Below are 12,374 nucleotides of genomic sequence, written 5' to 3' on the forward strand. Positions count from 1 at the left end.
GGGATAGCCTCGCCAAGCCCTTTCAAGAAATGGCTGAAGGCGTACAGGGAGGAGGGCCCGGAGGCGCTCAGGCCAAAGCCAAAGGGGAGGCCGAGGGGGTCCGTCTCCCCGTCCGGGGAGACGACGCGCGAGCAGGAGCTCGAGCGCAGGATCAAGAGGCTCGAGGCGGAGAACGCAGGGGGAGGCCGAGGGGGTCCGGCTCCCCGTCCGGGGAGACGACGCGCGAGCAAGAGCTCGAGCGCAGGATCAAGAGGCTCGAGGCGGAGAACGCCTACCTAAAAAAATCGATCGCCCTGAAGGCGGAGAAACGCTCTCGAACGGCGAAAAGGCCGCGGTCGTGAGCGGGCTTTCAGGGCAATATCCCCTCGCCGACCTGCTCGAGTGCGCCGGCCTGGCGAGGTCGAGCTACTACTACGCGCTGTCGCACCCGAAGGCTCCCACCAGGCCCGAGCTCTGGGAGGCCGCCGCCGAGATATTCTCGCGCACCGCCAACGGGTGCGGCCACAGGCAGATCGCCATGTGCCTGCGCGCCGAGCAGGGCGTGCGCATAGCCGACAAGACGACGCTGAAGATGATGCGCGAGATGGGCATCAGCTGCGGGATCCGCCGCGAGACCGACTACCACAGGTACAACTCGTACAGGGGCAAGGTCGGAAAGACCTTCGAGAACGTCATCGGCAGGGACTTCGCCGCCGACGGGCCGTGGGAGAAGATGGGCACCGACGTCACCGAGTTCAAGCAGCCCTGGGGCAAGGCCTACTTCGCGCCGGTCTACGATTTCGGCAGCAAGGAGATCGTCGCCTGGTCCACGTCGCTGCATCCCAACATGGCCCAGCAGCACGAGCTGCTCGACCAGCTCGTGTCCAAGATGCCCGAGGGCTCCAGGCCGGTCCTGCACTCGGACATGGGCTGGCAGTACCAGCAGGCCGGGTGGTGCAAGCGGCTGGAGGAGGCCGGCGTGGTGCAGAGCATGTCCCGGAAGGGCAACTGCATCGACAACGGCGCGACGGAGCAGGTGTTCGGCCATATGAAGGACGAGTTCTTTCGCGGAAGAAAATGGCCTTGCTTCGAAGACTTCAAGAGAGACCTGGACGAATACATCATCCATTGGAACACGAGAAGGAGGCAGGTTAAACTGAAGGGACTGACCCCGGAGGAATTCCGGAATCAGTCCCTATGTGCGGCGTAGGCCGCTTATTAGCCCGTCCAAGAATTGGGGCGCAGTTCACATTTGGGACGGGGCTTTTTTGACTGGTATGATTGGTGCGACCATTCCAACCAGCTAAAAGAGCCCCGTCCTAAATTGACTATCGAGAGGATCTGCCATGGAGCGTATCGCGAGTTTTTCCGTTGACCATCTGCTGCTTGAGCCCGGCGTGTACGTGAGCCGCATCGACCGCGATCCGGCGACCGGCGCCGCCGTCACCACGTTTGACCTGCGCCTGACCACGCCCAACAAGGAGCCGGTCATGAACACGGCCGAGTGCCACACCATCGAGCACCTGGGCGCGACGTTCCTTCGCAACCATGCCGAGTGGTCGAGCCGCATTGTCTACTTTGGTCCCATGGGCTGCCGCACGGGCTTTTACCTCGTCGTGTTTGGCGAGGTGACGAGCGAGGAGATCCTGCCGCTCGTGCGTGAGCTGTTCGAGTTTGTCGCCGGCTTTGAGGGCGATGTCCCCGGTGCCGCTCCCGAGGAGTGCGGTAACTATCTGGACCAGAACCTCCCCATGGCAAACTGGCTCGCACGCCGCTATCTCGACCGTGACCTGGCCGATATCGATGAGAAGCACCTGCATTATCAGCAGGCGTAAGGGCTTTATCGCCCAAAGCGCGCGCATTGGGCGCCTTCGCTTATGCGGGGGCGCCTTTTTGTTGAGTGGTCGGGACGAGCGTTCAAAATCGCTCATGTTTGTTCTAGAATGTTCGTATAGTCACATTTACGAACAGGAGCGAACATGCACATCTATTCTGTCAACGATCCCGAGTTCAAATCCTATGGCAACGTTTGGGATGACGTTCCGTCCGAGCTCACGTCGCCCGTGCTCGAGGTGCTCTCTGCCACGCCCATTCCCGAGGGCAGCAAGTACGTAGCAAGTGCGCCGGAGCTCGAGGGCGTCAAGGATGCCGACAAACTGGGCTTTCTCATGTTTGGCGGCCGCCCCTTCCAGCTCGGCTGGTGCAACGGCCACAACACACGCCTCAACTGCCTGGAGTATCACCGCGCCAGCGAGTTTAACCTGGGCGCCCGCGACTTTATCCTGCTCGTGGCGCATCGCTGGGAGATCGAGGACGGCAAGCTCGACACCGCGTGCGTCAAGGCGTTCCGCGTGCCGGCGGGTACGGTCGTCGAAGTCTTCAACACCACGCTCCACTACACGCCATGCATGGTCGACGACGGCGGCTTCCAGGTAATGGTTGCGTTGCCCGCCGGCACCAATGGTCCGCGCCCCGAGGCCGCAGCCGACGTGCCCGCGGTCGGCGACAGCTACTGCTACTGGAAGGCTGACAAGTGGGTCCTCTGCCACGCAGATAGTCCCAAGGCTGCCGAGGGCGGCTACGTGGGCCTCGTCGGCAAGAACCTCGACATCACCTGTGACTAGCATCTTCCGTCTCGATTTGTAACATCTAGCGGGCTAAATCGTCTCTACCTGTTACAGATTTAGACAAACTGCGGGGGGCTGCCCGAAAATCTCGATCTGTAACACCAAGCCCGGTTTTGGCTGCCTACCTGTTACAGATCGAGACAAACCGTCCCCAACCACCACAAAGGTGCCTGTTCCCTTTGTGGTGGTGTGGGGCGGCGGTATCAGAAAGTGTCAGGCAGGGGCGGCTGCCGGGCCGCCGTGTGCGAAAAGAAGTGTCGGCCTGCGTCGTTGCCGTTGAGTAGCGCGCTGCTTACGGGGATACTGAAACCACGACAAACAGCGTGTGAAAGGATTGATGCATGGCTTTCCGTAAAGACTTCCTGTGGGGCGGCGCGACGGCTGCCAACCAGTGCGAGGGCGCTTACGACGTGGATGGCCGCGGCCTGGCCAACGTGGACGTGGCGCCGCACGGCCCCGAGCGCTATGCGGTGGTCTCCGGCCAGCGCAAGATGCTCGACTTCGAGGACGGCTATTACTACCCCGCGCAGACCGGCATCGATTTCTATCACCACTACAAGGAGGACATCGCCCTCTTTGCCGAGATGGGCTTTAAGACCTTCCGCATGAGCCTGGCCTGGACCCGTATCTTCCCCAACGGCGACGAGACTGAGCCCAACGAGGCCGGCCTGGCCTTCTACGAGGACGTGTTCCGCGAGTGTCAGGCGCACGGCATCGAGCCGCTCGTGACCATCACGCACTTCGACTGCCCGATTCACCTTATCAAGGAGTACGGCGGCTGGCGCAACCGCAAGCTCATCGACTTCTACAAGAACCTCGCGACCACGATCTTCACCCGCTACAAGGGCCTGGTAAAGTACTGGCTTACCTTCAACGAGATCAATATGATCTTGCACCTGCCGTTTATGGGTGCCGGTCTGGTCTTTGAGGAGGGCGAGAACAAGGAGGCCGTCGAGTACCTGGCCGCCCACAACGAGCTCGTCGCTAGCGCTTGGGCAACCAAGATCGCTCACGAGATCGACCCTGAGGTCAAGATCGGTTGCATGCTTGCCGCAGGTAGCTACTACCCCTACAGCTGCCGTCCGGGCGATGTGCGCCAGGCGCAGATTGACAACCAGAGCAACTATTTCTTCGTCGACGTTCAGAGCCGCGGCTACTACCCGGCCTATGCCGTCAAGAAGCTCGAGCGTCTGGGCATCGATGTGGGCATGACGGATGAGGACCGCGAGATCCTGGCCGCCAACACCGTCGACTTCATCAGCTTTAGCTATTACAGCACCCGTTGCTCCGCCGGTGCCGATAACCCCGATGTCGAGCGCACCCAGGGCAACGCCTTCGCCGGCGCCAAGAACCCCTACCTGCAGGAGAGCCAGTGGGGCTGGGCCATCGATCCGCTGGGCTTCCGCATCACCCTCAACGACCTGTACGACCGTTATCAGAAGCCGCTGTTTGTGGTCGAGAACGGTCTGGGCGCCAAGGATGTTGTCGAGGAGGATGGCTCCATCAACGACGACTACCGTATCGACTACCTGCGCCAGCATATCGCCGCGATGCGCGATGCGGTGACCGAGGACGGCGTTGACCTGCTGGGCTACACCACCTGGGGCCCGATCGACCTGGTGTCTGCCGGCACGGGCGAGATGTCCAAGCGCTACGGCTTTATCTATGTCGACCGCGATGATGCGGGCAACGGAACCCTCAAGCGTTCCAAAAAGAAGAGCTTCGACTGGTACAAACACGTCATCGAGACGAACGGCGAGGACCTGGCCTAAGGCTTCCCAACAACCATAGCCTCCTAACCAAAACGCCCGGCGAGCAGTTAATGCCCGCCGGGCGTTTTGTTAAAAGAAGTGAAAGCACTCATTGGGGACGTACTTAAATGAGTGCCCGCAGAATGAGAGTGGATAATCTCCCGTTTTTAGCCTGTTTGTGGGCTCAAAGTGGGAGATTATCCACTCTCGCCATTTGGGCGTCCAAAAATCCTCGCTCGTTTTGTCTTAGTCATTGGGGACGTTCTTAAACGACTAGTCGCTGGCGACGTCCCTCGCCGTCGGCGGATTTTGGGACATGTGGCCCGCTTTTTGGGCCCGCCTGTCGGTACACTAAAAGCACTATGGGTACCCGCGAGCGACATATCGGCCACGCGACCGCCCGATCCGCGCCCGTGGCGGATCTTAGGGGCGGCAGGCTCTTCGCCATGCCGCGATTCCTTGTTGGCATATCGCATGGCGTGTATCGCCACCGCGTCTTTGTTATCGCCGGCGCCATCACCGCGCTGTTCCTCATGGTTTTGGCAGTCTTGCCGGCGCTGTTCGCCTTCGACCCCAAACTTTCTAACGCCGTGCCCGCCTATAGCGAGGTGTCCGAAGAGGTCGTGGATGCGCTCGTCCACTCGAGCTCTCTCCCGCTGCTTGTCGCCGCAATTGCATTTTCAATCTGGGGTGTGTTGGCGTACCTACGCTGCTTGGACTACGTCTTGCGCCGCCGCCTTGTTGCCATCGCCGCCATTTGTGCCCTGTGGATGATCGAGGTCATCCTCAAATATAAGTCGTTCACGCCGTTCTATGCCACCGTGCTGTGGTACCTGTACTACGTGCCCATGACGCTCATTCCGCTGGTCTACCAGCTGTGCGGTCTGCGCCTCGCGGGTTTGGAACAGCATCGTATGGGGCGTCGGTACCGCACCGTTTTGTGGGTCATGGCTGTCCTGCTTATCGGCTTTGTGCTTACTAACGATGTTCATCAGCAGGTCTTCCATTTCGATCGATCGAGTGGAACCTGGAGCAACGATTACACATATGGTTGGGGCTACGGTACCGTTCTGGTATGGACAGCCTTTAACTTCGTTGCCTTTTTTATCTTGGTAGGACGGTCCTCGTCTTTTCGTATTCAGCGTTTCTCGGGCACGGCCGCGCTTGTCCTATTGGGCGGCGCGTTCTTTGCCATTTCATATGCGCTGCGTGTGCCCTGGGCATGGAGGCTTAATTTTTCACTTGTCTACTGCGTCCTGTGCGTGGTGGCGATGGAAATCTGTCTCGATTGCGGTGTCATCCCGTCGTACCACGATATCGCCGGTATTTTCGGCACCTTGCCGCTTGACCTCAAAGTTCTAACGCGTGACCTGCAGGAAGTCTATGTCACGCCGGTGTCAAAGCCAATGCCGGTAGGCGTGCGTGAGGAGTTGCGGGTCCAAGAGCACGGGCACGCTCACGCCTTTGCCGTGGCGTCCGATCCCGATGTAATGTATCGCGCCTTTCCGCTGCTGGGTGGATCGGCTCTCCTTGCCCAGGACGTCTCGGAGCTCAACGAACTCAATCGCGAACTGGCGCATCGTCGCATGGAGCTGCAACGCCAAAATGAGCTGCTTGCCGCCGACTACGACCTTAAGACACATTTGGCAGACCAAGAGGCCGAGACCTTACTGGTCCAAGACGTGGACCAAGCGCTTGCCCGTGCGCTCGAAGGGATGTACGACCTGCTGAGCTCGCTGCCGCCGTTGACCGATGAGGCATCTTCGCACGAGCGTTACCGCATGCTGCAGCGCGCCAAGATGCTCGTCGCCTATTGCAAACGCAAGGGGTCGCTCACGTTGGCACAGCACGGGGAGAGCGGTTTTGACCGCGACCGCATTCAGCTCATCGCCAACGAGCTTGCAAGTGACCTACGCACCATCGATGTCGATTGCGCCTCGATTATCGCCATACGGCGCCCGATGCACGCCAGTACGGTAAGCGCCCTGTACGACTGCGTGTATGACTTTGCGTTTTTTGCCTACACCACCGACCATCCGGCGCTTATGTATCACTTGGGCGACCATGACCGGTGCAGTGTCGAGCTGCGCGCCACGCTTTTTTCCAACGATGATGAAGATCTTTCGCAGACGCCCGCTGCGCAAGAGCTCGAAAGCGCTCTGCAAGGGCGCAACGTGGCATACCGCCTTGAGGGCGAGCCCGGCCAGCTGCGCATGATCGTCTTGATGCCGAGGGCGGGTGAGTGACGATGCAGATTTCGTTCATCCTTCCCCAAATCGTTGCGCTCGATGTTGTCTTTGCCCTGGCTGCGTGTCTGCAGATGATCCACGTCCCGCTCATCGCATCGCGCCGCTCGTCCTATAACCGTAAGGTGATTTGCGCCTACGAGACGAGCCTTGTGCTTCACCTGATGATTTCGGCGCTCATCTTATTCGCGTCGTCTGGCTCGTATCTGGTGGCGCCGCTTGACGTTTGCGCCAGGGCAATGGGCGGAGTGCTGTGGCTCAATGCCGCGATCTTTGCCTATGGCGTGGTCCTTATGGTGCGCTATCGTCGCCCTGTCATGCTGGCCGAGCTGCTGCTTGTTGGCGCCGTGACACCGCCGGTGGTTTTTGCCATGGGCTCGGTATGGGCCGTTGTCCTTATCGCAGAGGGAGCGTTCTTCCTGTTCCGTTCCGTCGCGGCGCTCTTGATGGACGTCCGTAACCGCCAAGAGGATATCACCGCGTTCTCGACGATTGAAACCATCAACGTGATTCCCGTGGGCATCCTGTATCTGGACTCGAGGGGCCGTCCACTGCTCATGAACCGCTGCATGCGCAAAAACCTGGCGGAGCTTCATATGCCCACCGACCTAGGCGATATGAGCGGTACATGGAACGACCTGCGCAAGCTCAGCATGCAAATGCCCGAAGGCGGTAAGAACCGCGTGCGGATCAACCTGGACCGCTTTGGTGAGGCGCGTGCGGTGGTCGAGGTTTCTCCCGCCGAGATTCGCCTGTTTGTGTGCGATGACGTTATGGTCTCGGGCCGTTCGTTCGAGCGCATAATCGGTCTGGACGTGACAGAGTATGCGCATGCGCATGACCGCCTGGCGCAGGCCAATCACCTGCTTGAGCTTGCGGGCCAAGAGCTCCAGGCCCAGATCGAAGAAGTCAAAAAAGTTGCCGACAATGCGGCCTATCTGCGCATGCGCACCCGCGTTCACGATGTGATCGGCCAGCGCCTATCAATCCTTCATCGCTATTTGGAGGAGGGGCGCTTGGACGACGAGTCGCTCGAGCAGATCGACCCGCTGCTGCGCTCAATCGCTGCCGATCTGCGCAGCGGGGGCGACACCGAACCGGCAGAGCAACTGGGCGATATCGTCCATGCTTTTGGCCTGGTGAGCGTGCAGATCGATGTTGAGGGTGCGCTGCCTGAGGACGCGCGTGTCGCCGCCGCCTTTTTGCAGATTATCCGCGAGGCCTCGACCAACGCCACCAAGCATGCGCAGGCGCATCGGGTCCATGTGCGCTTGTGGCAGGAGAGGACGGATGCTGACGCCGTCGCGCACATGACGATTTCTAACGACGGGTCCCCGGCCCCCGTATCGTATCGCGAGGGAACGGGTATCCCAGGTATGAGGCATGTCGCGCAAGATCTGGGTGGCAGCCTAGAGGTCCACGCCACCCCGCCCTTTACGCTTACGGTATCCATTCCGCTTAACGCCAACGACACGTCCCAAAGGAGAAACTCATGATCCGCGTGTTAATTGTCGAAGATCAGGCCATCCTGCGCGAGAGCCTGGCGCGCTCCGTTGGCGACCAGCCCGATATGACCGTCGTTGCCGCGATCGCCGATGCCTCCGAGGCCTTGGGTGTCGCGCTCAAGGAGCGCCCGGACATGATACTGATGGACGTGTGCACCGAGCACGATTCAAACGGCATCGTGGCGGCGGCACGCATCAAGGAGCAGCTGCCCGAGTGTCGCATCATTATCATGACAGGCATGCCCGAGATCACCTTTGTCGATCAGGCCCGCGAGGCGGGCGTCGACAGCTTTGTGTACAAGAACGTCGGTATCGACGAGCTGTTCGCCGTGATGCGCTCCACGCTGGCGGGTTACTGCACGTTTCCCAAGCCGCCCGAGAGCATCTTCTCGGGCACGGCGGCCCTCGACGATGTCGAGCTGTCGATCTTGCGCCTTGCCTGCGAGGGTAAAAGCCGCCGCGAGATTGCGGCCGAGCTGTTTATGAGCGAGGGCACCATCAAGCGCCGCATCTCGGAGATCCTGAGCAAGACCGGCTACGACAACATCATGCGTCTGGCCGTACATGCGGTGACCGAGGGCAGCATCGTTCCCAACATAGAGCGCTAGCGCTCGTTGCGCATCGGCATAAAAGCGACGGGGCCGCAGGATCATCTCCTGCGGCCCCGTCTGGTGTGCGCGGATGTGTCCGCCAATCCGCGGCTGTCGTGGTCTACCGCTACGCGATGGTTGCGCTGTAGGAGGCGACGTCCTCGTAGGAATCGGTCAGGTAGGCGTCGATGCCGATGGTCGTGTTGACCAGGTCGTCAAGGCTATCGAGCGTGCCGTTCGAGAACGTGAATTCCTCAGTGGCGTTGGTGCCGGGCATCAGGTGAGCCGAGAACCAGGGTTCCTTCATGGTGCCGTTGACGTTGGTCTTGCCGCTGGGGGCGTAGAAGGTCAGGTCCTTGTCGCTCTTGTTGGTGATGTTGACGACAAAACCGATGTCGCCCCACTCGTCCTTGAACTTCTCGGTGATGGTAATGGTGCACAGGTCGTCATCGGCAACGGTGACGGCGGGGGAGATTTCAATCTTCTGGACGTCGTCGTCTTCGACGGCCTCGTCGATCTCTTCTTCCTTCTCGGCCGCCTCGCGATCCTTCTTCACCGTGCCGGACAGGTCCTTGTCGGACTTGGTAAAGACAAGATTGCCGTCATCCTCTTCGAGGATGAGCTTGCCGTCCTTGAGCTTCATGTCATGCGACTCGTCTTCGGCGGTGATGGTTACGGTGGTGGCGTCTTTTGCCTCCCATTTAAGGTCGACGACTTCAAGGAACAGGTCGAGGGCACCTGTACCGTCCTCATCGAGAATCAGGACGCAGTGCACACCCCAATCCTCGAGCATCTTCATGTACTCATCGGTCAGCTCTTCGCCCTCCATGGTTCCACCCGAGAGTTCCCAGCTGCCGACGAAGTTGGCCTTGGGGTCTTTGCCGCCGCCGCTGCAGCCCGTCAGGGCAAAGGCGAGCGCAAGGACGCATGTCAGAAATGCGAGTACGGACTTTTTGAACGTTGTCTTCATGGTGTCCTCCTTTATCGAACGAAACCCATAGAAGCAAATGCGGGGGTGGCGGATCCCCCGCCAATTACCAGATAGAGGGGCTAGGGCCTGGGCGTTCCGCAGTTGCTGCAGAACTTGCCGCCGTTTTCGCTGCCGCAGTTGGGGCAGAACCACTTGGCCGGTGCCGGGGCGGGTGCGGGACTGCCACACTCGGAGCAGAACTTGCCGGTGTTGGTGGCGCCGCAGCTGCAGGTCCATGTGCCGGCCGCGGGAGCAGCGGCAGGAGCCGGTGCGGGAGCGGGTGCCGGAGCCGGCTGCGGGACGGCCTGCTGCTGTGCCTGGCCGGCGGCGAACAGCTGGCTGGCGTTCATGCCGCCCATGCCACCTGCCATGCCCATGCCCATAAAGCCTGCCATCGCGCCGTTGGGATTGGCGGCTGCCGCGCGCATTGCGTCGCTCTGGGCGCTGGCAATGTTGGCTGCCGCCATAGTGGGATCGCGCATGACGGCGGCCTTCTGCAGGTCCTTGATCATCTGCTCGTCTTCTTGCGAGGCTGCGATGGAGTTGACGCCAAAGCTCACGATCTCGACACCACGCAGGTCGCGCCAGTCGGCAGAGAGGACCTCGTTGAGCGCACGAGCGAGCTCGGTGGTGTGGCCGGGGATGGCGCTGTAGCGGATGCCCATCTCCGAGATCTTGGCGAAGGCGGGCTGCAGGGCGGTGAGAAGCTCGGACTTAAGCTGGCTGTCGATCTTGTCGCGCGTGTAGCTATCGGTCACGTTGCCGCATACGCTGGTGTAGAACAGCAGCGGGTTGGTGATGCGGTACGAATACTCGCCGTTGCAACGCACGGAGATGTCGACGTCCAGGCCAATGTTGTTATCGACCACGCGGAAGGGCACAGGTGAGGCGGTGCCGTACTTGTTGCCGATGATCTCCTTGGTGTTGATGAAGTAGACGCGCTGGTCCTTGCCCGCGTCGCCGCCAAAGGTAAAGCGGCTGCCGATATTGGCGAAGGTCTCCTTGATGGAATCGCCCAGGTTGCCGCTAAAGACGCTCGGCTCGCTGCCGGTATCGAAGACGAACTCACCAGGCTCCAGCGCGACTTCGATGATCTTGCCGTTTTGCACCACGAGCATGCCCTGGCCGTCGTTGACGGCGATGACCGAGCCGTTGGAGATGACGTTGTCCTCGCCGCGCGTGTTGGAGCTGCGGCCACCGGTGCGTTTGCTGCCCTTGCAGGCCAAGACGTCAGCAGGCATCGATTCGCAGTAGATGAATTCCTTCCACTGGTCGGCCATGACGCCGCCGGCAGCTCCCAATCCAGCTTTCAAGAGTCCCATGGTGATCTTCCTTTCTCGTCAAAGGCCGGGTGGTATTGGTCGGATTGCTTAGTCGTCCTTGTCGTCTTTCATGACAACGGTGGTCTCGGTGTGGTTGAAGGTGTCGTGCTTCTCGGTCAGGTCGAGCTCGCCGCAGTACTCGTCGGCGTGGGTGGCCTCGTTGGCCGTCTTGAGCTGGCCTACCAGTAGCACGTCTCCGATAATCACGATGATCAGCGGCGCGACGATGTTGATGAGGATGCCCTCGATATCAAAGGCGAGGTAATCCGGATCGAAGGCGTTCTCACCCATAAAGAGAATCTGGGAGAGGATAAATCCGATCACAAAGAACAGCACCGAGGCAATAGCGAGCTTGGGCTTGGAGCAGGGGAGCTCGCCGACCAAGCGGCCGGTTTGGCCGTTCATGGCAAACAGGTAGCTCTTGCCGTTCCACGAGGTGGAGAGCATCCAGACGGGGAACAGGGCGTAGTCGCTGTCTTCCCAGGTGTAGTCGAGCTGCTTGCTTTCGACCGTGGCATCGTCATATTCGTCGACGACGGTCTCGCGCAGGGCCGAGATCGTGCTCTCCTCCATACGGCGCTCGGCGCGCGCCTTGCAGGTCTCGCAGTCCTCGTCGTAACGGTTGGCGATGTAGCCGGGCATATATGCGACCGAGAACGGACGCAGCGCGTCGTAGTCAAACGGCTCGATGGCGTCCATGTGGCCGTCGGGCATCTTGGACGATCCGTCGACGGGCACGCGCTTAAACGAGATATTGCCCTTGCGATAGGCGTCGTAGTGGTCGGTGGTCGTGACGGTGCGGTCGGATTCCTCGGTCACGGTCTCGTTGGTCGCGTCAAAGTACACTTCGCCGTCAACGCGGGCGCCGTAGAGCCAAAACGGCACGTAGACACCTTGGACCTCGTCGATGTGGTTGCCGGTGACAAAGCTCTTGGGCAGCAAGATTTTGCCCTTGTAGTGTTCCTTGAGTGCGGCCGTGACGTCGTCGCGCCCGAGCTTAAACGGAATCACCAGGTCGGGCGAGAAGTCGCCCGAGAGCTGGCCGGGCGCCACGGCAGAGTTGCCGCAGCACGGGCAGGTGGTGACGGCGACGGTGCCGTCGGACACGAGCTCGGCGCCGCACGACGAGCAGATGTAGCCGGCGTTTTGGGCGAGCTCCTGCACCGCGTCGTCGGCGACGGGCTTGGGCGTTGCGGCTGCCGCATCGGCTTTGGCATCTGCCTTGTCCTGGCGCTCGCGATAGAGGGCCTCGACTTCTTCGACTTCAAAACGCGAATCGCAGTAGTCGCAGACGAGCTTTTGCTCGGCACTGGCAAAGTGAAGGGGGCCGCCACACGCGGGGCACTGATAGTTGACGCTCTCGAAGGCCATGATCGGTCCTTTC

At 60.6% G+C, this 12,374-nt stretch carries 11 protein-coding genes; 8 read left to right on the forward strand and 3 right to left on the reverse strand.

Going from position 1 to position 12,374, the window contains the following annotated elements; genetic code table 11:
• The first annotated feature begins 33 nt into the window (after window positions 1–33).
• The 8 genes from DWY51_RS06270 to DWY51_RS06305 all read left to right on the forward strand — a co-directional run bounded on the left by DWY51_RS06270 (window position 34) and on the right by DWY51_RS06305 (window position 8,716).
• Window positions 34–279, forward strand: a complete 246-nt coding sequence (locus DWY51_RS06270) for a hypothetical protein (protein WP_233504647.1) — start codon at window positions 34–36, stop codon at window positions 277–279.
• 4 nt (window positions 280–283) lie between these two features.
• The gene (locus DWY51_RS06275) at window positions 284–1,189 is read left to right on the forward strand and encodes an IS3 family transposase (protein ID WP_233504648.1); all 906 of its coding nucleotides are present in this window, start codon (window positions 284–286) and stop codon (window positions 1,187–1,189) included.
• Window positions 1,190–1,325: 136 nt separating this feature from the next.
• Window positions 1,326–1,814: an S-ribosylhomocysteine lyase gene (locus DWY51_RS06280; RefSeq protein ID WP_117770240.1), complete on the forward strand. Its 489-nt coding sequence runs from the start codon at window positions 1,326–1,328 to the stop codon at window positions 1,812–1,814.
• 144 nt (window positions 1,815–1,958) lie between these two features.
• Window positions 1,959–2,603, forward strand: coding sequence for a DUF4867 family protein (locus DWY51_RS06285; protein ID WP_117770241.1), 645 nt, complete (start codon window positions 1,959–1,961; stop codon window positions 2,601–2,603).
• A 344-nt stretch (window positions 2,604–2,947) separates the two neighbouring features.
• A complete protein-coding gene (locus DWY51_RS06290; protein WP_117634553.1) occupies window positions 2,948–4,378 on the forward strand; it encodes a 6-phospho-beta-glucosidase in 1,431 nt (476 codons plus the stop codon).
• 425 nt (window positions 4,379–4,803) lie between these two features.
• Window positions 4,804–6,603 (forward strand): histidine kinase N-terminal 7TM domain-containing protein, encoded by a 1,800-nt coding sequence (locus DWY51_RS06295; protein ID WP_158556921.1) that lies wholly within the window; start codon window positions 4,804–4,806, stop codon window positions 6,601–6,603.
• Between the two features lie 2 nt (window positions 6,604–6,605).
• Entirely contained in the window at window positions 6,606–8,099 is a 1,494-nt protein-coding gene (locus tag DWY51_RS06300) for a sensor histidine kinase (RefSeq protein WP_147333363.1), read from the forward strand.
• Window positions 8,096–8,716, forward strand: coding sequence for a response regulator transcription factor (locus DWY51_RS06305; RefSeq protein ID WP_117758600.1), 621 nt, complete (start codon window positions 8,096–8,098; stop codon window positions 8,714–8,716). The genes DWY51_RS06300 and DWY51_RS06305 overlap by 4 nt, the downstream gene beginning before the upstream one ends.
• Window positions 8,717–8,825: 109 nt before the next feature.
• Here DWY51_RS06305 and DWY51_RS06310 read toward each other — a convergent pair whose 3' ends face one another.
• The 3 genes from DWY51_RS06310 to DWY51_RS06320 all read right to left on the reverse strand — a co-directional run bounded on the left by DWY51_RS06310 (window position 8,826) and on the right by DWY51_RS06320 (window position 12,361).
• The gene (locus DWY51_RS06310) at window positions 8,826–9,668 is read right to left on the reverse strand and encodes a hypothetical protein (RefSeq protein ID WP_117770244.1); all 843 of its coding nucleotides are present in this window, start codon (window positions 9,666–9,668) and stop codon (window positions 8,826–8,828) included.
• Window positions 9,669–9,748: 80 nt separating this feature from the next.
• Window positions 9,749–10,990 carry an SPFH domain-containing protein gene (locus DWY51_RS06315; protein ID WP_117770245.1) on the reverse strand — a complete coding sequence of 414 codons (1,242 nt, stop codon included), beginning with the start codon at window positions 10,988–10,990 and terminating at the stop codon, window positions 9,749–9,751.
• A 48-nt stretch (window positions 10,991–11,038) separates the two neighbouring features.
• The gene (locus DWY51_RS06320; protein ID WP_117770246.1) at window positions 11,039–12,361 is read right to left on the reverse strand and encodes a hypothetical protein; all 1,323 of its coding nucleotides are present in this window, start codon (window positions 12,359–12,361) and stop codon (window positions 11,039–11,041) included.
• Between the last annotated feature and the right edge of the window lie 13 nt (window positions 12,362–12,374).

Origin of the sequence: Collinsella sp. AF25-2LB (assembly GCF_003458415.1) — a bacterium.
Taxonomy (GTDB): Bacteria; Actinomycetota; Coriobacteriia; order Coriobacteriales; family Coriobacteriaceae; genus Collinsella.

Excerpts from the sequence above, each read along its gene's own strand:
- DWY51_RS06320 (WP_117770246.1), bottom strand. The coding sequence starts at position 12,361 with ATGGCCTTCGAGAGCGTCAACTATCAGTGCCCCGCGTGTGGCGGCCCC.
- DWY51_RS06310 (WP_117770244.1), bottom strand. The coding sequence starts at position 9,668 with ATGAAGACAACGTTCAAAAAGTCCGTACTCGCATTTCTGACATGCGTC.
- DWY51_RS06280 (WP_117770240.1), top strand. The coding sequence starts at position 1,326 with ATGGAGCGTATCGCGAGTTTTTCCGTTGACCATCTGCTGCTTGAGCCC.
- DWY51_RS06290 (WP_117634553.1), top strand. The coding sequence starts at position 2,948 with ATGGCTTTCCGTAAAGACTTCCTGTGGGGCGGCGCGACGGCTGCCAAC.
- DWY51_RS06315 (WP_117770245.1), bottom strand. The coding sequence starts at position 10,990 with ATGGGACTCTTGAAAGCTGGATTGGGAGCTGCCGGCGGCGTCATGGCC.
- DWY51_RS06285 (WP_117770241.1), top strand. The coding sequence starts at position 1,959 with ATGCACATCTATTCTGTCAACGATCCCGAGTTCAAATCCTATGGCAAC.
- DWY51_RS06305 (WP_117758600.1), top strand. The coding sequence starts at position 8,096 with ATGATCCGCGTGTTAATTGTCGAAGATCAGGCCATCCTGCGCGAGAGC.
- DWY51_RS06295 (WP_158556921.1), top strand. The coding sequence starts at position 4,804 with ATGCCGCGATTCCTTGTTGGCATATCGCATGGCGTGTATCGCCACCGC.
- DWY51_RS06300 (WP_147333363.1), top strand. The coding sequence starts at position 6,606 with ATGCAGATTTCGTTCATCCTTCCCCAAATCGTTGCGCTCGATGTTGTC.